The 21,067-nt window shown below is 43.5% G+C and carries 20 protein-coding genes, 1 tRNA gene and 1 pseudogene; 7 read left to right on the top strand and 15 right to left on the bottom strand.

Going from position 1 to position 21,067, the window contains the following annotated elements; translation table 11 throughout:
• Positions 1-818 precede the first annotated feature (818 nt).
• A complete protein-coding gene (locus HP552_RS33700) occupies positions 819-2,033 on the top strand; it encodes a hypothetical protein (RefSeq protein ID WP_175399669.1) in 1,215 nt (404 codons plus the stop codon).
• Between the two features lie 762 nt (positions 2,034-2,795).
• On the opposite strand, the gene HP552_RS33695 is transcribed toward HP552_RS33700, so the two are convergent.
• A complete protein-coding gene (locus HP552_RS33695; protein WP_175399668.1) occupies positions 2,796-3,641 on the bottom strand; it encodes an AraC family transcriptional regulator in 846 nt (281 codons plus the stop codon).
• Positions 3,642-3,853: 212 nt separating this feature from the next.
• On the opposite strand from HP552_RS33695, the gene HP552_RS33690 reads away from it, so the two are divergent.
• Together HP552_RS33690 and HP552_RS33685 are read left to right on the top strand one after the other, a co-directional pair.
• Entirely contained in the window at positions 3,854-4,399 is a 546-nt protein-coding gene (locus HP552_RS33690) for an RNA polymerase sigma factor (protein WP_175399667.1), read from the top strand.
• Positions 4,374-6,029 (top strand): DUF4179 domain-containing protein, encoded by a 1,656-nt coding sequence (locus tag HP552_RS33685; protein ID WP_175399666.1) that lies wholly within the window; start codon positions 4,374-4,376, stop codon positions 6,027-6,029. Before HP552_RS33690 ends, HP552_RS33685 begins: the two co-directional genes overlap by 26 nt.
• Positions 6,030-6,100: 71 nt before the next feature.
• On the opposite strand, the gene HP552_RS33680 is transcribed toward HP552_RS33685, so the two are convergent.
• The 3 genes and pseudogenes from HP552_RS33680 to HP552_RS33675 form a co-directional block, all read right to left on the bottom strand.
• Complete coding sequence (locus HP552_RS33680; protein ID WP_175399858.1) at positions 6,101-6,742, bottom strand: formylglycine-generating enzyme family protein; 642 nt, start codon at positions 6,740-6,742, stop codon at positions 6,101-6,103.
• 521 nt (positions 6,743-7,263) lie between these two features.
• Positions 7,264-7,356 carry a BBE domain-containing protein gene (locus HP552_RS35960; RefSeq protein ID WP_446686458.1) on the bottom strand — a complete coding sequence of 31 codons (93 nt, stop codon included), beginning with the start codon at positions 7,354-7,356 and terminating at the stop codon, positions 7,264-7,266.
• A gap of 36 nt (positions 7,357-7,392) precedes the next feature.
• A pseudogene (locus tag HP552_RS33675) lies at positions 7,393-8,242 on the bottom strand (FAD-binding oxidoreductase); the annotation flags it as partial.
• On the opposite strand from HP552_RS33675, the gene HP552_RS33670 reads away from it, so the two are divergent.
• Positions 8,165-8,413: a YetF domain-containing protein gene (locus HP552_RS33670; RefSeq protein ID WP_175399665.1), complete on the top strand. Its 249-nt coding sequence runs from the start codon at positions 8,165-8,167 to the stop codon at positions 8,411-8,413. The pseudogene HP552_RS33675 and the gene HP552_RS33670 overlap by 78 nt on opposite strands.
• A gap of 389 nt (positions 8,414-8,802) precedes the next feature.
• Here the strand turns inward: HP552_RS33670 and HP552_RS33665 are convergent, their stop codons facing one another.
• The gene (locus tag HP552_RS33665; RefSeq protein WP_175399664.1) at positions 8,803-9,138 is read right to left on the bottom strand and encodes a hypothetical protein; all 336 of its coding nucleotides are present in this window, start codon (positions 9,136-9,138) and stop codon (positions 8,803-8,805) included.
• A gap of 495 nt (positions 9,139-9,633) precedes the next feature.
• Between HP552_RS33665 and HP552_RS33660 the strand changes: the two genes are divergently transcribed.
• Positions 9,634-10,113, top strand: a complete 480-nt coding sequence (locus HP552_RS33660; protein WP_175399663.1) for an amidase domain-containing protein — start codon at positions 9,634-9,636, stop codon at positions 10,111-10,113.
• Positions 10,114-10,160: 47 nt separating this feature from the next.
• Here HP552_RS33660 and HP552_RS33655 read toward each other — a convergent pair whose 3' ends face one another.
• Complete coding sequence (locus HP552_RS33655; protein WP_175399662.1) at positions 10,161-10,529, bottom strand: hypothetical protein; 369 nt, start codon at positions 10,527-10,529, stop codon at positions 10,161-10,163.
• A 1,095-nt stretch (positions 10,530-11,624) separates the two neighbouring features.
• Between HP552_RS33655 and HP552_RS33650 the strand changes: the two genes are divergently transcribed.
• Positions 11,625-12,095 carry a tyrosine-type recombinase/integrase gene (locus HP552_RS33650; protein ID WP_175399661.1) on the top strand — a complete coding sequence of 157 codons (471 nt, stop codon included), beginning with the start codon at positions 11,625-11,627 and terminating at the stop codon, positions 12,093-12,095.
• A gap of 126 nt (positions 12,096-12,221) precedes the next feature.
• Here HP552_RS33650 and HP552_RS33645 read toward each other — a convergent pair.
• Both HP552_RS33645 and nrdR read right to left on the bottom strand, forming a co-directional pair.
• Positions 12,222-12,294, bottom strand: a tRNA-Ala gene (locus HP552_RS33645).
• A gap of 183 nt (positions 12,295-12,477) precedes the next feature.
• Entirely contained in the window at positions 12,478-12,945 is a 468-nt protein-coding gene (gene nrdR, locus HP552_RS33640) for a transcriptional regulator NrdR (protein WP_175399660.1), read from the bottom strand.
• Between the two features lie 113 nt (positions 12,946-13,058).
• Between nrdR and HP552_RS33635 the strand changes: the two genes are divergently transcribed.
• Positions 13,059-13,283, top strand: a complete 225-nt coding sequence (locus HP552_RS33635) for an alpha/beta-type small acid-soluble spore protein (RefSeq protein ID WP_095288108.1) — start codon at positions 13,059-13,061, stop codon at positions 13,281-13,283.
• Between the two features lie 154 nt (positions 13,284-13,437).
• Here the strand turns inward: HP552_RS33635 and HP552_RS33630 are convergent, their stop codons facing one another.
• From HP552_RS33630 to pstB, 7 genes are all read right to left on the bottom strand, one after another.
• Complete coding sequence (locus tag HP552_RS33630) at positions 13,438-14,001, bottom strand: lytic transglycosylase domain-containing protein (protein ID WP_175399659.1); 564 nt, start codon at positions 13,999-14,001, stop codon at positions 13,438-13,440.
• Positions 13,998-14,594: a dephospho-CoA kinase gene (coaE, locus tag HP552_RS33625; RefSeq protein ID WP_175399658.1), complete on the bottom strand. Its 597-nt coding sequence runs from the start codon at positions 14,592-14,594 to the stop codon at positions 13,998-14,000. Before coaE ends, HP552_RS33630 begins: the two co-directional genes overlap by 4 nt.
• Before the next feature lie 9 nt (positions 14,595-14,603).
• Entirely contained in the window at positions 14,604-15,359 is a 756-nt protein-coding gene (locus tag HP552_RS33620; RefSeq protein WP_175399657.1) for a manganese efflux pump, read from the bottom strand.
• A gap of 192 nt (positions 15,360-15,551) precedes the next feature.
• Positions 15,552-16,382, bottom strand: coding sequence for a DNA-formamidopyrimidine glycosylase (mutM, locus tag HP552_RS33615; RefSeq protein WP_175399656.1), 831 nt, complete (start codon positions 16,380-16,382; stop codon positions 15,552-15,554).
• Between the two features lie 115 nt (positions 16,383-16,497).
• Positions 16,498-19,152: a DNA polymerase I gene (gene polA / locus HP552_RS33610; protein ID WP_175399655.1), complete on the bottom strand. Its 2,655-nt coding sequence runs from the start codon at positions 19,150-19,152 to the stop codon at positions 16,498-16,500.
• A 218-nt stretch (positions 19,153-19,370) separates the two neighbouring features.
• On the bottom strand, positions 19,371-20,030 hold the full coding sequence (phoU, locus tag HP552_RS33605) for a phosphate signaling complex protein PhoU (RefSeq protein WP_175399654.1): 660 nt from the start codon (positions 20,028-20,030) through the stop codon (positions 19,371-19,373).
• Between the two features lie 64 nt (positions 20,031-20,094).
• Positions 20,095-20,850 carry a phosphate ABC transporter ATP-binding protein PstB gene (pstB, locus tag HP552_RS33600; RefSeq protein ID WP_095288115.1) on the bottom strand — a complete coding sequence of 252 codons (756 nt, stop codon included), beginning with the start codon at positions 20,848-20,850 and terminating at the stop codon, positions 20,095-20,097.
• Positions 20,851-21,067: the final 217 nt, after the last annotated feature.

Raw genomic sequence — 21,067 nt, 5'->3', positions numbered from 1 at the left:
GAATTTTTATTACTCAATTTTCGTACTTGTATTAAATTATTACTTTTTTCTCGTACTTGATGAAGTAATAAAATTGAATATGCTGCTATAGTGCTATTAAAACAATTAGATCATATTATTTTATTACGAAAACTACGTACCGTATTTCATTTTATTACTTATTATTCGTTCTTTATTAATTATCCATCATTTATAATGCTTAGAATCGGCTGTCTCCATTTTTATTACGAATTACTCGTACTACAAATCTATGTTTCAATTCTCCAACTACAGGGTAGGATCCTTGATATCATCGTAATTCTCACTTATTTTTCGTACTTTCTAATAATTATTACTTAAAAATCGTACCATACTAAATTTATTACGAATTCCACGTACTAAAATGCTTAAAAAAAAGTTCTATATTTGTTGAGCACAAAAAAAGTTCAAGCTTGTAGCCCTATTTTTTATTTTCTAACTTTTTTCTCGTACTATATGTATAATCGTAAAACTACGGTTTCATTCTTTGTTTCTATTTTTATTACTCATTTCTCGTACTACCACTGGTGTTCCCAATTAAATAGACGGATGCTATAATCAATATATAGTGAATGGAAAGCTAATAAAAATCTCTATAAAAATAAAAAAAGAACCCAACGATATCGTTCTAATAAGTGGATAGTTTGGCGACTGACACTTATTAAAACCACGAAAAGTCGGGGTCTTGGTCTTGCTTCTTTTTTGATGTGTTCATTATAGCATGTCTTGTAAAAAAACAAAAGCCAAAACCCTTATTTTCCCTACCCATTTTTGCAGTTGGGAGTTAAGGAGAGGCGCAGATGAAACACCATCCTGATCTATTCGATGCACAGACCCTACATCATGATACTCGTTTGCTTTTCAAACTCAAACTCCTACTGGGTACCGTTTGCGCATATGGCGGAGAAGTTCCACTTTCTCAGACAGAGCTCGCAAAACGAATGAGTACCTCCACTTATCGTATCCGAATTCTTCTCCACAAATTAGAACACGAAGGTATTATCCACTACAATGACTCCGGTACATTGTTTTTTGATCGATATGTTTTTGTACGCGATCAGGCGGAGTTTTCCCAAGAAACCCTATATGCCAAACATTTTGCATTCTTTACTTGTGAAGAATTTCTGTCCGAGGATCGAAATGTTCAACGCTTTGTTCTTCATTATGTCGGCAAAGAGCTTGTCTACATTCCAGGCAATTTCCGCTGGGGTTACATAAATGATCTTTACGGGGCAGCAGGCCTACTTAACATACGCACGCCAAAGGAAGCTAGAACCATCCTAAAGAAAGCAGCCAAATATCTAAAAATAAAAATACACACGGAAAACTTCCAAGTCCTGAACGTTCATCAAAAATGGATCGACATGGGTGAAGTTTATTCTGAAGGTGCTGAGCTATGGGTGACCAAACAGCTTATGAAGCATCGTTTTTGTTGTGACTTCTTGTCTCGTAAAGCAGTTTGGCAAATAGCAAAAGTAATGGAAGACTACTATGCCAAATTTGGATATGAATATGCAACCGAGATTTTTGACAATGCCCTCTTCAGCATTCAAAAAAATAGAAGACGGTCACAAACCTTCTTCAACATGATATACAGAGAAGATTCGGCGTACATTGTTAATGAAGAAAAAAATGAACTCAATGAAATCAGTGCCTATTTTCGGTCCGTTATGGAATCCGCCGAGCTCAACTACGCTGCACAATTGTCTATGGAACTTGAACATATCGAGCAGAAGAAACACATGGCGGAGACCAACCTCTATGCGAATGATGAGATCTCTGTCATTAATCAAAAACTAATTGAAGCAGCCCATAAACAACAAATGAAAGTGTGGGACAAGCTTCGTCTCATCAACATGTGCTGGCTCAACCGTTTCAGGCAACATCCTGAATGGTTTGTCCACCATTATTACCGCATCAAATCTCTCCCAGCCCCTATCCTGGAGATCAAAATGGAAATTGAGAAGTATATCCGTAACCAAAAAAATAATCCTTATCAAACGAGCGTCATCTAATTTTTTTCATTGGTTAGATTTATTTGTGTTCCCTTCAATTCGTTTTCAGCCTAAATTGTATTGCAGTGGTTCTACGACTGGTAGAGCGACTGCTTATTTGATTTTCATTTTTGCTGTTCTTGAGGGTGCTTTTAACGGGACCTGTCTTAAAGTAGGGTAATAGAAGAGATCTCATAACTTCCTTTGTATCCCAATTTCATCAATGATACTGTGGATAACGTTTTTTATCATGTGATTTTGTTATGTAGGTGCTGTCTATATCGATTCTACTCATTTGGATAAACTGACCGTTGATGGGGGCTTCTATACATTTAGTGTTCGTTAAGTGTTCTCGAATGTGTGTCCTGCAATTGTTATTTTGCATAAAAATAAGAGCTTTCTATATCTAATTTTATCCAGATACAGAAGCCCTTATGGTTCAAGCTTTTCGAGGCACTTTTATGGCTTGTAAAAAGGTATTAATTAAAGGTGTTGATCTATGGCTTTAAGAAAAGGTTTTGAACTAAGATTTTAATATAAGGTGTTGATGAAGGGTGTTGAAAAGCTTTTGAACTCCTCCATCATCAAAATATAGAAGTCAACATCGGACAGAGTCAAATCCTTGCTTTTCCCTAACTGCTCGACGTTTAAGCTACCCGATATTGTCTGCTGTTAAGTCATCGTTTAACGTACTTTCCCACCATATCGATGTATCCCCGCTTACAAGCTGTGGAATTACTATTCGAAAAGGATGAAAATTTGAAGTTATTCATTTCACCTCCTTTATTTAATCGGTATCCAAATTTGGGGTGGTTGATGATGGCCCGGATATACTTCTAATTCCGGAATACCCGCATGCTCATAAGGATTTGATGGGAACCATTCGGAGACAATCTGTTTCCATAGGCTCTGTATGCTCTCAGGCATCGGACCTTGTACTTCAAACACACTCCATTTGGAAGCAGGAATCGTTATGGATGCCAATCCTTCCGGTACTTCACCCTCATAAGCCGTACCTATCCAGTATTCCATTTGCTTGTCCTCGATCTCAGTCTGGTCTACACAGACTCCAAGTAATCCTTGTATAGCCCCATTATTCAGTTCCACTAAACGATCTTCTGTTCCACTGGAATACGCCTCTTGCCATATCTTCGGGATTTCTCGTAAATTTTCCCCATCTACATAAGAGAAGGCCTGCTTGATTCCAACTAACGTAAATTCATCCTGTTCAACAATTTTATAATTCATCGGTTCTGCTCCTTTTAAACTGACTTGAATAACCAAGCGATTATATGATTTGATCGAGGTGCTGCTTTTTCGTGCCTCACTTGGTGCAATTCCATGCTGTCTGCGAAAGGCTTTGGAGAAAGATTCAGGTGTGTCAAATCCATACTTGTGCGCTAGATCAATAATTTTGTGATCACTTTGTAAGAGCTCATGTGCCGCCAATGTTAATCGTCTCCGTCGTATATATTCGAATACGGTAACATCTGTTAATAGTGCAAACGTACGTTGAAAATGAAAAGGCGAAATATGAGCTTGTGCTGAAATCTGCTCCATCGTTACATTTTCGAGTAAATGCTCTTCTATATACTGTATAGCTTTCTGTAACGATTCAATCCAGTTCATATGGTTGACCACTCCTTGACTTCTATAATAGATGAAAGCCTATCTTACTGCCTGTCATTATTTGCTTTGATCTGTCCGATTGACTTTTATATGATTACTCTTAGCCGTAATGAGTCTATAACCCACTCTTATCTGCACTAGAATAAAAAAAGTGAATCATTTTCGACGCTCACTTGTCTATAATATATCCCAACAAGAAAGGAGTACCGGAAGTGACCGAGCATGAACTCTTCAATACTTATAACAAAGATGTATATCGCACCTGCTTGTATATGCTCAAAAACATCCAGGATGCCGAGGATGTATGCCATGATGTGTTTGTAACTGTATTTCGGCAGGACTGGAGAAATGTCACACATTTAAAGGCCTGGATTATGCGGATCGCCATGAACCATTGCCTTAACATTATTCGTAAAAACAAAGTCAAAAGTGATAAGCAAGATCAATTACAGAACTTACATGAACACGAGGCTCTTGCCAAAGGTTCCGTTGATGGAATCGTTATGGCTAAGCTATCTTTCGCGGAATTGGAGCAACAACTGCAAAAATTGCCGGACAAGCTGCTAAGTGTTGTAACTCTGCGTTACATTGGTGATCTCTCTGTTGCTGAGATCTCGGAGATCCTGAGCATACGTCAGGGTACGGTTCGAACAAGATTACACAAGGCTCTCAAAATGATGCGAAAGAAACTGGAATACTACGAGAAGGTTAAAACGAGAGGAGAGAATCATTTTGAATACAGTAGAATCCAAGGTTAAGAACCACATGAAGAATCATTCAGAACACGTAGAGTATCCGGATTTTGGAAAAATGTTCAACAGCATTCAAATGGACGAGCTGCGGGTAGTTGATGAGATCAAGCATAACTCTCAGCGGGGAAAAACCAAAGTCGCCATTGTTCTGGGTGTATCTGTGGCAGTCATGGCTACGCCGGTATATGCTGCCTTTCAATATGACTGGAGCGACATTCTTTCCCACAAGTCAGGAATTGAGTCGGCACTTCAAGCCGGGTATGGCCAGTCCATTGAACAAAGTGTCACGGCCCACGGAGTTACCCTAACAGTGCATAACGCTTTTGTGGATGATAACCGAACGGTTCTTCTATACACGGTTAGACCTGGCATGGAAACAGACGGAAAAGAAATCAGATATGATCAAATGGTTTTGAAAGACAGCAATGGAGAGCCTATTGAAGGACATTATTCTCAAAAATGGAACGAAGAGCAAGGTGTTTATCAGGGATACTTCGAAACGGACTGGGTAATGCCAAAGAACCACCAATCAGGACTTCAATTCTCCATTACAGGTGTTCGTTATTTGCAAGACATTCAGGAGGACATTACACTCGATCCCCAAGATACTAATACTCAGAAATTCAATATTCAAAAGGATGGCATCGAAGCGGTAGAAGTACAATCCTTCCAGCACACGGAAGATCAAATCATGATACGTTCCAACGTGACTTTTACAGATAAAGAGTTACAGGAACAGACTTGGGCCAGAATCACGGCTTATGATCAAAATGGGAACATCATTAAGGAAACGGAAAGCCCTGTCTACGGCACGGCGGGAGCAACGGGAGCTTACTCCAGCATGCAAATATTTAACGGGCAGCAGTTCAAAGAAAAGGCCAATCGTTTTACCTTCACTTATACACATGAGAAAGAACGAATTGATGGAACATGGAACCTCGATCTCTCCTTGTCTCAACAGCAGATGAGAACGGGAACGGTTAAGAAAGAAATGGACATTCCATTGAATTCTATGGGTGGAGAGGCTAGCATTCGTGGGATTGTGGTGACGCCAACACAGATTCGAGTAACCATTAATCACCAAGAAGACTATTTTAGAATTCCTTACCGGACCTATCAGCTGGAAGTCGACGGAAAAACGATGGAAGGCTATGTTTCCCTTGAAGGTACAGTGAATCCTAACCAAACAGAACTGCGATTTGAGCAGACGGACTCACTTCTGATGGATGTTGGCTCTTTGTCCAACAAACCCATGACCTTGATCGCGAAGGATCGAGTAGATGAACATTCTGGAAGCCAGGCTTCTATCCGTCTAACGGATATCTCTACTCAGCCACAAACAATAGCGAGTGATTACGAAGGATTCCGTTTGAGTTGGACGTATTATCTCAAGGACGGTAACCTGTATGTTGAGTCCTTCAGCCCGGACACTACATTTGGCGGAATTAATCAATCCTATTTCCTTGAACAGGGAGACAAGCATTACTTAGCGCCGCTATATTTTAATGATTCGGATAATAAACATACGGAAGTGTACAAAGATTTTAAGGGTGAAAATATAGATCTGTATGTATGGAACTATACAACCAAAAAGCCGGATGAAGAATTACGAATTCCACTCACAAGCAATAAGTAGTTTCTAAAAAAACTTTATATAAAAATGCAGTCCACATGGAAAATGCCCTTGTACAAGGGCATTTTTAGTTTTCATGTTCGAGCAAGGCGAAAGCCCAGATCATCAATGCCAAAGGTAGGATGGCTTCGACGTCGGCACGTCGAGCCGCAACCTCTGGCCTCTTCTGCCCAGCTGCCACCACGGAACACACGGTAGGAACCATACACTTCTTCATCATACTGATCCCAGCACCACTCCCAGACGTTCCCAAGCATATCGTAGAGCCCCCACGCATTCGCTTCCTTTGTACCGACCTCGTGGACCCTTCCTTGCGAATTCTCCTCAAACCAGGCGATGTCATTCAGCTCTCCATAACGATAACCGCTGGTACCAGCCTTACACGCATACTGCCACTCCGCTTCCGTAGGGAGACGATAGCCATCTGATCCCAAGTTACGGGCAACTCTCTCCCCGTTTTGACTGACTTCGTAATATTCTTGTAGTCCTGATTGCTGGGATAACAAATTACAAAAGAGTATCGCTTCATTCCATGAAACATTGGTAACCGGTGAGAGGGGATGATTATTTCGCTCACCCTTCCTTTGCACAATGGAATGGTATAAATCATTCGTCACTGGAATCGAGGCAAGCCAAAAGGAATTGACATCAACCGTCCATGTCTTTTTAATCCGATCATCTCGTAATCCAACACTTCCTGCAGGGATCTGAACCATTGGGTAATGTGCAGCATGATGACCTTCATAGAACAAGATGTCTCCTCCTCTTTATGTTCCAGATCCTCTCACTTTTCTGTAGTGAAGCTCCAGACGTAGCTCTCAGCAATGTAGCGGTTGTCCGCATTGTGAATCGTGGGTACGCCGTCTATTCGAAAAAACTCAAGCCAATAACTATTGCCATCAGCACATAGCGGCACTATATGTATTTTTAAAGGAGAATTATACTGTCATGTTACCGTAATCAAAAATTTCAGGCTATACCCTGGAGATCAACAGTATAACTTTTTGCTATCACTTTCTGCAAATGTGGGACCACTGCTTAGATCTCCTTAGGATGTTATGAGCGAGTTCTCCACGTTCAGGACTCCAGTTCTAAAAGATCATCTTTGTTTGATCACAGAACTGAAGTCCGCATTACTGAACAGGGACGCTTTTTTCTCGGATGCATGGATACTGCTACAGATGAATCAAAATGTTATCTAGCCCTTGTGTACCCTGCCGGAGTGATACTTTGTGGATTATTGAACACATTTTTTCGGGTCATATTTGGCTTTTACTCTCCGTAATCTGACATAGTTAGCTCCATAATAAACCTGCCCGGAGTTTTTAATCCCCTGATCTGGAACGTTAATATAGGACCCGACGATATAAGCTAATAGCCGGATGATAGAAGTTGTGGGTGTCCCAACACTCGTGATGGGCTTTAGCAGGCGAAGCGCCTCTGTTTTGTAGCCCAGGAACAGCCCCTCCATGCTGACATTACCGCCCTTTTTAGGTCCGATCGTTAGTTCACTGCCTAATTTGAAATTAACGGAAGGAGCCCATTTTTGCCATACTTTGAGTACCTTTTCTAATTGGTTCCAAGGCCAAGTTATGCGGAATACGGTTGCCTTAGCTGGCGCACGATGTACTTTGAATTTGTACTTGGTGTACACTCCGAAATTACCACCGCCACCCCCTCGGGAAGCCCAGAAAAGATCTGAATTACAGTTTTTGTTGGCACGAATCACTTTCCCTTTCGCATCAACCATTTCAACTTCAAGAAGATTATCACTAATGAGACCAATCGACCGCTGGAGAGGTCCAATTCCCCCACCTAGTGTAATTCCGCCAATCCCGACAGTAGGGCTATCTCCAAAGGGAGCGATAAAACCTTGCCGTGCCAGTGTATTTGCGATTCTTCCCACACGGTTACCCGTCCCCACAACAACCGTTCCATTTTTTTTGTCCAGCTTAATACTATTCAAATCACTTACATCGATGACCATTCCACCGTTAACCTTTTGAAAGGTTCACTTCCAGAGAGTGTCTTCCACTCCTTGGCCGGATGGGTACCTTATTTTCTCGAGCCCATTTGATCGCATTGGAAACATCTTTTGTTTTCTGAGCAAACACAAATACTTTAGGAAATCTGTCGGTATGAGGATCCCAGTTCTTTCGGGCGGCTTCATACCCCGGATTTATAATGGGAATTATTTGGAATATGTCATGAAGAATGAACGCATTAGAGATGAGGAGATTTTGCAGGCAGCACGAAATCAGGGGGGTTCTTCCATGCACCAGGTGGAAGCTGTAGTATTGGAACCCGATGGCTCCTTAACTGTGATGAAAACGTCAGATTTTCAATACCGTGAGATTTTTAATAACATTAAAGAACCAGAAGATTAGAACATTAGCTTATAAGTTGCTACAAAAGCCCTTGAACAATCTGTACACGCAAAAACCCGCCAGACACTCGGAAATCCTTGTGTTCAGCGGGTTCTTTAGTTATGGAGCCTAGGGGGATCGAACCCCTGATCTCATCGCTGCCAGCGATGTTTGATGCATGGAATCATATTGAACGATGTCAATTAAGTGTTGTTGTATCAACGTTTTTTCACATTACTCTGGAACAAAGCATACTCATTTCTAACTAGAGTTTTTAATTCAGTCCCCAATCCGTCCCCAGAATATCCCCATATAATAGGGGTGTAAACACATAAGAAAAGATGCTTTCGTGGTCTTTATGAGTTTTGAGCAAAACAACAGGAGCGACCATAGCGGTTGCTCCTGTTGTTTTAGTCATATAAGAAGAAAAAGATATTTTCGTAAAATTCTTGTGTCATGCCTAATCCACCAGTTATCATCATGCAACCAATAATAAAACAATAAAATATGGAGTTTGACAAAGGATCTGTTCGTTTGAAGCGTATACCACACCATTCACAGCAACGGGCATCATGTTGGACTTTATTTCCGCACTCATTACACTTCAAGTAATGACCTTTTTTAAAGACCTTTATCTTAATGTTTATAAATGACCTATAGAAAAGTGCTCCTCCTCCAATATAAAACAATAAAATCACACCAACCAAAGTTATCCATCCGAAGACTTTTAACAAGTAGTCAAGCATTGTACTCCTCCAATTATGTAATTAATTCAAATTAGTCTATCTGAACCAGTCATATTGAACCCTATCATGTCTTCCATTCATATCATCCAACTATGTAAGTAAGTCATTGTTCCTTCTTACTTTGTTATAAACTCCTCAATAAAGAGCTCAATAAATTTCAATCCTATTACCGAAAACATTACTCCAGCTATAATGCAGCCAGTAATTGATTCATAGGCAGCTGATGACCGATAACTCTCTCCGCAGTGTGGGCAAATAATTGCAGTGGAAGAGATGCTATGTCCGCATGCTTACAAGGTTTCATTTTTAATGATCGCTTAGTTATTTTCAAGTAAATATTCTTGAACATAAAAATCCAAGCTAACAAGCCTAAAAGTAAAAAAAAAATAAAGTGACTATACCTAAAACAAACATTTCTAAATTTAAATTGAGGTTTTTAAGCATGGCTAATTCTCCCCAGTATATAATCAATCCAGAATAGTCTATCAGACCTAAGTGGTTATCTCCATATATTTCCATTACGCTGAATATAACGGTTGTAAACTTTCTGATGGCCAAAGTTGTTGGAACAAATGGAACGATTGTGCAAACTTTGTATCACAAGCACTATACACTGGAGGAATGAAATTTAAATACGGAGCTAGTTTTACGAGCGATGAATCCTGGCATTTTGGTTCGCTTATCCCCTCGCATATATGGGGTGGTGCCCATAACTTTTATAAACATTGGAAAAGCCGAGCAGGAGTAGCTTCTACTATATCTGATTTACAAACCGGAGATGCAGTAAGCTTAAATACTGACACTGATGCTGATATCGATCATACAGTTATCATCACGAAAAACACAGGTAATAGTAGTGCCAACAAGTATATAACACAGCATACTTGGGATCATAAGGAAGAAAGAACACTTGCCGATATGTTCAGCTCAGGTTATGGCTTGTATGGCTATGAAATAGACAAAGCCACGAATTAAATAAAAACCAGCCTCCACATATAAGTGGACAGGCTGTTTTTTTTTCCTTATTTGTCGGCAAGATTGACGACATTATCATCTACACGATAAAGGACATAATTACTATTCCATATTTCCGTAGAAATAACAGTTTCTTGATTGTCTTTCTTAAAGAAAAATGCAGCCCCTTCCTGCTGCTTGAACTGCCAGCCTTCCCTCTCCACTCGATCTTTAAGAAGTTGATTACCGTTCATCCTTAATGCAAGATACTGTCCCTCTTCCTCCATCTGAACAATGGATACATCCGTTGTATTTAATTTATACATAAGCTTTACATTGTTATAACCAACATTGTTGATGTATGTTGCTCCTAATATGAATAAAAGAATAATAAACCCAATAAAGCTAAATAAAATAATCTTCCATTTTCTCTTCATCCGTTCCCCCCAAAAAAATATTTACACTTATTATGTAAACGGTCCTGAACATCAAATAGTTACCAATAAAAATAATCGACTAAAATATTTTATTTCTATGCTTTATTTATCTACTCACCGTATGCAAGATGCAGAGCCGCGGCAGTGTCGCCTGGCGAACTCATCGGCTAGCTGTCAAACCAATCACAAAAAACTGTTGGCTTTTTTTCCGAGAGATTAAACATTCAATCAATAAACGTGATCCCCTTGGAAGTATCCCTCAATTCGTCTAATGATCCAGCATTATGTTGATCGGCTACCTGGACGCTACGGTCTTCGTGGATATGTAGCCGGCGCAGTTCCGCATCGATCCAGACGGAGATCCGGCAGCTGCCGATCCCACACCTAGGCGCAGTGGGACCCAGCTAATGTTTTTTCATTATCGATTCAATACAAAAAAGCACCTATCATTTGGACAGCTGCTAATAAACATTATTCTACAAGCGAGTAGCATTAGACAAAAAAGGACCTATAGTTAACCTCACGCTGCAACAAATCCTTGGGTCGTCTATTGGTGTAGTACAAACTGCTTTTTGCCTTTAAAAGTGTCTACATAAAGTCACATATACAAAAATACTCAAACAAATCTTTTAGCTTGTAAATCAAGGATATCTTCAACTTTTTAATTGTACAGAAGTAGTTGTGCAGAATCCTTCAAACTTGGGAGAACGAAGTTTTCCGTTCTTAGAGTAACATTGAAATTTGATTTTGCAGCTTATTAACGGCTCAAAATAACGCCAGCCTTTACTTTCGCCCCGAATGAGCTGCTTGGATATCTGATTAAAAGCATGTATTTCTTCGTGGCCAGGTGGAAATTCCAACATACCAACATACTTACCGTTTACTGATAGGCCCCACCCAAAGTTCCTTTGATCCGCATAGATTCTATCTGACAGGGAATGTATTGATACGCTTTTACCTTAACGACGTGACGTTCTGAACGCCCGTCTAAAATCATTTGTGCATCCCTATTATACTGACAGATACCCTCAAGACCGAGTTCTTTAGCCTTCTGAAGCAGTTTGTGCCCGTTATCATATAAAGGAGTTACTGATAATGTCTCAGATTGTTTTACAACTGATTCTTAGACTACAAACATTATCACATGATGGAAAGAAAATCAGGACAGGAGCAAAAACTGCTTCGGGTACACGATTGGTGTCGGTCGATGACAAGATCATAAAAGAAATTCAGAAGAGGAAACGCGTAGTGGCTGCTGAGAAACCAAAAGCGGGTGGAGTATACCAAGACAACGACTTAATCATTGCGACTTCCGTAGGGACGCCTGTGACGCCTAGAAACCTTCTCAGAACGTTTTATAGGTATATGGAGAAACTAGAGATACCGAAGATCACAGTCCACGATTTAAGACATACACATGCTACTCTGCTGCTCAAGCAAGGGGTGCATCCTAAAATCGTGCAGGAGCGACTTGGACATGCCAGCGTCAAGATAACCATTGACCTGTACAGCCATGTTTTGCCGAACATGCAGAAAGAAACAGCCGAGCGATTCGGAGACTTCTAATTCGGTACCAATTCAGGCACCAAAAAAACGAATGGCACCATTTCGGCACCAGACACCGAAAATAGAGACCTCATTTAACCCCTATAAAAAGCAAAAAACCCTTGTGTACCAAGAGTTTTTTGAGTATGGAGCCTAGGGGGATCGAACCCCTGACCTCATCGCTGCCAGCGATGCGCTCTCCCAGCTGAGCTAAGGCCCCACATTACATTAAGATGCTTGTCAATTTCTGCAGCAGTTCCGCAGGCGACTCCTATATCATATAAAAAGCAGCATTAGCTGTCAACAACTTTTTAAGAACGCAAAGTGTTTGGAGAAGAACAACCTCTTGGAATGGCTACTCGTGTCAAAAGCTCAGACTGCTCTTCTCCCATGATCCACTTCTTTAATCTTCGAGATCCTCTTTGGACAACAACGATTTCAATTCCTTCATGAACATATTGATGTCTTTGAATTGGCGATACACGGATGCAAAACGTACGTAGGCCACTTCATCAACCGGAAACAGCTGCTCCATCAACAGTTCACCAATCTGACGACTCTCAACTTCAGCTTCAGCTGTGTTCCGCAGTGACTTCTCCACCTCGGAAACCATCATCTCCAGCTTCTCTACAGAGACTGGTCGTTTCTCACAAGCCCGAATCAGACCACGGAGAATCTTGTCACGACTAAACTCTTCCCGGCTGCCGTCTTTCTTGATGACGATCAGTGGTGTCTCTTCCACCATTTCAAATGTTGTAAAGCGGCGACTGCACTGCTCGCATTCACGACGGCGGCGGATTGATTTGGATTCATTGGCTGGCCGTGAATCCAGCACCTTTGTGCCTAGGTAGGCGCAATAAGGACATTTCAATTCAGATCACTTCCCATGTTTTACTTTTACCACTAATTCCCTGAAACATCTAGTTATGAAAATCGCATTGAAGACACATAATACTTTTACCAACCGCGAGGAGGTGAACAGCAATGGCCCAAAACAGCAACGGTAACTCCAACAACTTGGTAGTAACTCGCGCTTCCGCAGCACTGGAGCAATTGAAATATGAAGTTGCTCAAGAACTCGGAATCAGCATCCCACAAGACGGATACCAAGGTAACATGACTTCTTACGAGAACGGTTCGATCGGTGGATACATCACGAAACGTCTGGTAACAATTGCAGAACAGCAATTGGCTGGTCAATACCAATAATCTCTGCATCGTAATATGTTACACAGAGGAGCATGGAGCGGCCGGTGATTCACCGGCCTGCTCTGTGCTTTTGCTTTTCAATTTAGCTCATAGAAGATAATCGAATTAGACAGATATACTTTTGACTACTTCGACAAATGCTTGCTGTCCGTCTTCAGAACGTATTATAGATCTTTACATACTGATTATAATAATAAATGACTCGTTGTACATAGTGCCGGGTTTCTCCAAAAGGAATATCCTTGACCGTTTCGAAGGAACCGTCCCACACACCATCTCTAAGCCACCCGCTGACTTTGCCTGGTCCGGCATTATATGCGGCAATCATTGCCGTCTCATTGCCATCAAACTGTTCTGAGAGGTTACGGAGGTACCATGTTCCAAGCTGGATGTTCCTTTCAGGCTCGTGCTTCAGTTCCTCAAGCGATGTCCCCGGAATTTTGGCCTGCTCCATGATCCAGTTTGCTGTATCCGGCATCAGCTGCATCAGCCCGATGGCACCTCTTCTGGATTCCTTGCTGGTTTTAAAATTGGTTTCCACCTTAATTATAGAAGCGATAAGAAAAGGGTCGACCTCATAGCTCTGAGATTGGGCACGAATCTCTTCCTTATAATGAATCGGATAAAACCACGCCATCCAGTTTGTATTCAGGAACAGCACCAATACAAATGAAACAAACATCAACAGCAGTACCCGTTTCTTGCGCAGTAACTTCATATCAGACCCTTACGATGCAAAAATGAAATAACCTGCTGCTCCGTATCCGACCATAAGCCGCTGTTGTCAATAACCACGTCAGCACGCTGCTTCTTATGTTCAATATCCATCTGCGCATTAATGCGGGCCTCGGCCTCTTCCTCTGTCATTCCATCCCTTTTGATCAGTCGCTCCCGCTGCACGGATCTCGGTACGTATACAACCATAACCTCATCGAAGCCTTTTTCCAAACCGGATTCAAACAATAAAGGAATATCTGATACCACAAGCTTGTCCGGATAGGCCTTTTCATATGCAGCAGCACGCTCCCGCATCTCCTGACGTATAGCCGGATGTGTAATTGCCTCGAGAGCTTTGCGCTCATCCGGATTCTGAAACACTATGCTTCCCAGCTTTTTCCGATCCAGTGTCCCATCCTCATTCAGTATGGCTTGTCCAAACCGCTTTACAGCGGCAGCCAAGACGGGATGCCCGGGCATCATGACCTCCCGGGCAATCACGTCTGCATCGATCAGCAGCGCTCCCTTACTGGCAAGTAGGGCGGAAACACTGCTCTTTCCCGTTGCGATCCCGCCGGTTAAGCCAATATTCATCGTTTCACCTCATAACAGCTTCATTATTCCCATAATCATTAACAACAACGCAGGCAGCACAGACAGCCTCTTCATCCAGCGCAGAGCTGCAAAACGCAATCCGACTTTCATGCCCAGTAACAGAAATGCACCACTGAACAATGCGATGACAAGCGCAGTCCACAATGTGGGGAAACCCAGCAAAGCGGCTCCAAGTCCTGCACCGAAAGCGTCCAGTGACAGAGCAATTCCCAGCCACATCGCCTCCTGGGCGGAGATGCTGCCCGAATTGTCCATATCCGCTTTGGAAGGACTGCGCAAGATTTGAATAACGACACCTAACTTCCGTAGCTCCAGTGTAAATACCATTCGTTCCAGCGACCCGCCAGATTCAGATTGTTCAAGCTCAAGCGCTAGCACCTGATTTTTCCCTTTGACCAGTCTATCATCTGTCGTCTGCCCTCTGCCCCCATTTTCTTCCGTCCCAGCATCCGATTCAAGTCGATCTTTCCCTTGCTTTCGGATCAGCTGTATCAATGACCACGCGCCGATACCAATCAGAATAACTGCACCAACGATCGAAGCCACATCAGGAGATACCACATGGGATAATAGAACGCCAACCTGCATAGACAGGCCAATGACCAATCCCGAACAAATGGAGATTACAGCAATGGATAACAGCGGGATCTTCGTCCTGCGCAGCCCGTATGTAATCCCAACACCAAAACCATCTAAACTAAGCGCCAAAGCAAGCGCCAGCAATGAAATAAAATGATGCAGCACCCCGGATTCCTCCCCTGTGCGGGAACTCATTTTAACCTACCGTTTCAAGTAGGTATTCGCCCGCTTATTCTGCCATATCAGTATATGGAGGGAGTAATCCATGGGTGCTACGTTTTAAACATTTCGTTCATTTGATACAAATTCAAGCCGTTAGTGTGTAAACGACAATTTCAATTTGTATCTTCATTGGTTTTAGTTTAGTGGTTGGCACTTCGGACAGTAATGCGTCCCGCGACCACCCACAACACTTTTCTCAATTAATGTACCACATGTTGTACAAGGCTCGGATTTACGTCCATAGATTTTCAGTTGATGCTGAAACATGCCCATCTCGCCTTGTCCATTAACATACGATTTGATGGAAGATCCACCTGCATTCACGGCATCCTGCAGCGTAGCTACAATCGCCTCGTGCAGCACCGTTAATTGGGCTTCGGTCAACGTCTTGGCAATGGTTTCAGGGTGAATGCCTGCGCGGAAAAGGGCTTCGTCCACATAAATATTCCCGATGCCAACGACATATGCCTGATTTAACAACACAGCCTTGATTTTGATTGTCCGTTTGCCAACAGCATCACGAAAGGCTGCCACTGTAAATGCCGGATCCAGCGGTTCCAAACCAAGCTTGAGCAAAGGTTTAGATACCAGTTCTTCTCCCGCAGTAAACAGATGCATGGTCCCAAACTGACGTACATCCTTATAACGCAATTCAGTACCATCCGTAAAGTGAAAGATAACATGGGTATGCTTCTCCACTTCTTCGTGCTGCTGGTATACGCCGTATCTTCCTTCCATCCGCAGATGGGAGACCAGTACCAGCCCGTCCAACAAAATCCGTAAAAATTTGCCTCTTCGTTCCACGCCAGTTATGGTGTGTCCTGTGAGTTCCAGTGCAAATGCATCTATATCGTCCGGCCGCTGAATGATGCGCGGCAAGCTAACGGTTACGCGTTCAATGGTCTTACCTACAACAAGTTGATTTAATGTTCTTCTGACTGTTTCGACTTCCGGTAATTCCGGCATGATGTTCTCACCTCCCCTATATTATAACGGAAGATGAGCTTCAGCGGGACCCCTTCTTGTGTCGAATCCTTGTGAAGTAACGTTTGTAAAATAACGGAAACCCGCATGGGGTCTGCTATTTGGCTTCGTACCAGTTTTCCCCGAAGCTGACTTCCGCTTTCAGCGGTACAGAAAGTTCCAATGCCTTTTCCATAACGAATGGTACAAGCTCCTTCATCAGCTCCAGCTCATCCGCTGGCACTTCGAATACAAGTTCGTCATGCACCTGCAGCAGCATGCGGCTCTTCAACTTGCGTTCACGAAGCGCTTCGTCCATCTGTACCATGGCAAGCTTGATAATATCTGCGGCTGTACCCTGTATTGGGGTATTCATTGCCGTACGCTCTGCGAAGGAACGCAGATTAAAGTTGCTTGCATTGATCTCCGGCAGATACCGACGGCGTTCCAGCAGCGTTTTGACAAAGCCGTCCTGACGTGCTTCCTTCACAATATCGTCCATATATCGACGAACACCCTGGAAAACTTCAAAGTACTGATCGATAAATTGAGCAGCCTCTTTTCGTGTGATGTTCAGATTTTGGGACAAACCGTAGTCACTAATGCCATATACGATTCCGAAGTTAACTGCCTTGGCTGAACGACGCATGTCGCTGTCCACCTCTTCAGCCTTAACTCCGAATACGTCAGACGCTGTCTTGGTATGGATATCCATGTCATGAACAAAAGCTTCCTTCAAACGCTCGTCATCCGAGATATGGGCGAGTACACGCAATTCAATCTGGGAATAGTCTGCCGCCAAAATGGACCAGCCTGGCTCGGAAGGAACAAATACCTTCCGGATTTTGCGTCCCTCTTCCAGTCGGATCGGAATGTTCTGCAAGTTCGGAAACTGGCTGCTGAGGCGCCCCGTGGCAGCTATGGTTTGACGGTAGAACGTATGCACCTTGCCGTCCCGGTCCGAAATCTCTTTCAGGAGACCCTCTACATAAGTGGACTGCAGCTTGGCAAGCTGGCGGTATTGCAGAATCAGCTGTACCACATCATGATACGGAGCCAGCTTCTCCAACACTTCAGCATCTGTGGAGTAGCCCGTTTTGGTTTTCTTCACTACAGGCAGGCCAAGCTTATCGAATAAAATCTCACCCAATTGTTTCGGAGAGTTCAGATTGAATTCCGTACCGGAAAGTTGGTAGATTTCTGCCATCAGCCTGCTGATCTGTTCTTCAAACTCACGACCCAGTGCCTGAAGATCTGCTGTATTGGCCTTGATCCCTTGCTTCTCCATATCAGCCAGAATACGTGATAACGGCATCTCCAGCTCATGAAAGAGCGCGTTCATCTCATCGTTCTCAAGTGCCTGCTCCTGAAGAGGAATGATGGCAGCCACGGCAGCAGCCTTACGGCACAGGAAATCGCCCAGGACCTCTACATCAGGTACCTTGTATTTCGCTCCTTTACCCATAACCGTATCATCTTCAGCCAGGGAAGGCAGACCATACTTCGAAGTCAGTCCGCTAATCGTCTGATTGGATTCCGTAGGATCAAGCAAGTAGGCAGCAAGCTGCACATCGAAGGATGCTCCGGCGAACTCAATACCATGCGCGTGCAGGGCCAAATCGATTCGATGCAGGTCATAACCACGTTTGGGCTTGTCCGGATTGCCAAGCCATTCGCGTACCGGAGCCGCTGCTTCGGATTGAAGCAACTCGGGGGACAGGAAGGTATATGCTCCTGCCGACCCCACAGCAAGTCCAATCAATTTTGCTTGATGCGGATTATCGCCATGAGTCTCCACATGGAGCACGTCAATGGAATCCAGCGACTGGAACAGCTCACCAATCGTTTCTTCCGTAGCAATGGTGGATTCCACCTCGGCAGCGGGTACGGCTTCTGCTGCAGAAACTGCAGTGCCGCTGAACGACAAGCGTTCCAGCAGGGACTTGAATTCAAGCTTGGCCAGTGCTGGCCCTGCTTGTTCTTCTTTTAGCCCCGCGAACTGCATGTCATCCCACGTTTGCTCCAGTGGCACTTCGCGGTGAATGGTCGCTAGCTGTTTGCTCATCCGGGCATCTTCGGCGTGCGCTTCAATCTTCTCTTTCATTTTTCCTTTCAATTCACCTGTACCGTTCAGCACTTCCTCGACCGAACCGAATTGATGCAGAAGTTTCAAAGCCGTCTTCTCTCCGACTCCCGGAATACCTGGAATATTGTCAGAAGTGTCGCCCATGAGGCCTTTAAGGTCGATAATCTGCAATGGCGTCAGCCCATAACGTTCCTGAATCTGAGCAGGGTCATACAGTTCGATTTCGGTAACCCCTTTGCGCGTGAGTCCGATATGTACATGTTCGGAGGCAAGCTGAAGCATGTCCTTGTCACCCGATACAACCAGTACCTGTCTTCCCGCCTCGTCTGCGCGTTTGGTTAACGTTCCGATGATGTCATCCGCTTCAAACCCTGCAAGCTCAAACTGGGCAATTCCAAGTCCCTGCAGCAATTCTTTCAGTAACGGGAACTGTTCCGACAGCTCGGGTGGTGTTTTTTCCCGGCCGCCTTTATATTCCTGGTATCCTTCGTGACGGAAGGTGACTTTACCAGCATCAAATGCCACCATGACATGTGTCGGCTTATGCTCTTCCAGCAATCGAAGCAACATGGTCGTAAAGCCATACACGGCATTGGTGTGCAGACCTTTCGAATTGGTCAGAGGAGGCATTGCAAAAAATGCTCTGTAGATAATGCTATTTCCATCTATGAGAATAAACTTTTCCATTCCAGCACCTCACGTATCGTATGGTCAAACCCTCAAGTACATCTACTCTCATGATAACATACACACCTGTTACTACAAAAAAGATTGGACATCTTTTTACAAATTTCATCCAGCAAAAAAGGAACTCTCTCCTTAGACAGCCTGATGTTGCAGGCTGCCGGGAGAAAGTCCCTTATTTTCGTTGCAAATAGTCCCCAATTCCAAATATTTGCTGTTTATTACTGGTTTAGATCCGGACGCTTGCCTGTAACCAGATAGACCGTGCTCTCACCAATGTTGGTTGCATGATCACCTATGCGTTCAATATAACGACCTACCAGCATGAGCAGCATGGCTTGAGAGGCCTGATTCGGATGCGATGTCATGAAACTGTACAGATCTCCAATCATATGGCTGTAAAGTTGGTCAACCTGATCATCCGTTTGAGCCATTTTGTAAGCCAGATCGGTATTTTCTTTCAGGAACGACTCGATGGATTCATCAATCATCTCTTTGACGATTTCCGCCATACGCGGGATATCCACCAGTGGTTTAATGAGCTCCTGGCCTTCCATACGAAGCGTAACCTTTGCAACATCCAAGGCGAGATCGCCCATACGCTCCAGATCACTTGAGATTTTGAATGCCACAATAATGCGTCGCAAATCCTTCGCAACTGGCTGCTGGGTAATAATCAGCTTGGAACCCAGTTCCATGATTTTGTCTTCCAGAGCATTCAGATTCGCATCATTCTTGATGATGACCTGAGCTTTCTCGGCATCCAATGTCCGTAAACTCTCAATGGCACCATCCAATGCCTTTCCTACATGCTCACCCATTTGCCGAAGCAAAATGCGCAGCTCCTCAAGCTCCTGATCAAATTCTTTTCTGCGGATCATAGGTTTCCTTGTCCTCCTTGTCCATCATCTCCGGATACGCCGGGTTCGTTCGAATTCAGCTTGCTTAACCGAACCGTCCGGATATATAATCCTCGGTCCGGGAATCCTGTGGCGTGGAGAACAGCGTTTCTGTATCAGCGGCCTCCACAACTTCCCCATTCAGGAAAAATACAGTTTTACCCGATACACGGGCAGCCTGATGCATGTTGTGGGTTACCATAACAATCGTATACTTGTTGTGCAGTTCCTTGACCAGTTCCTCGATCTTTAATGTGGAGATTGGGTCTAGGGCCGAAGTTGCTTCATCCATCAGCAATACATCAGGCTGTACCGCGAGTGCTCGTGCAATACACAGACGCTGCTGTTGACCACCTGACAAACTAAGAGCTGATTTCTTGAGCACATCTTTTACTTCATCCCATAATGCAGCGTGAACAAGACTTTGCTCGACCAACTGGTCCAGCTCGGCCTTCTGGGTTACACCATGCAAACGCGGGCCATAAGCGACGTTATCATAAATTGATTTTGGAAACGGATTGGGCTGTTGAAACACCATTCCTACCCGTTTGCGCAGCGTCTCAACTTCGATTTCATTACTGTAAATATCCGATCCATCGAGCAGAACTTGTCCTTCTACACGCACACCAGGAATCATGTCATTCATCCGGTTTAATGTGCGAAGCAACGTGGATTTACCGCAACCTGACGGTCCAATGAACGCAGTGACAGTCCGCTCCGGCAGATCCATAGATATATTTTTAAGCGCATGGTGCGTATCATAGTATAGATTAAGTCCTTCAATGTGAATGAGTTCCTTCATGGATGTTCACTTCTCCTTCGCTGGAGGGACAAACCAAGCTCCCTTTACGTTGAGACCGGGGGCTATCATTTATGTTAAGCTTCTCGGTCATCCTTAATATCCTACCTTCTCATTGTAAAAACAGTATCACTTTCATGTTAACGGAATGTAAAAAGACATCCTTCACAAGCCATGACCTTCCGGCTACGATCATAGATGGTAAATGATGTCTATCGTT

Source organism: Paenibacillus xylanilyticus, assembly GCF_013359935.1.
Lineage (GTDB): Bacteria > Bacillota > Bacilli > Paenibacillales > Paenibacillaceae > Paenibacillus > Paenibacillus xylanilyticus.
Note: the sequence above shows the minus strand (reverse complement) of the source record. Positions and strands in the feature narration are given on the sequence as shown.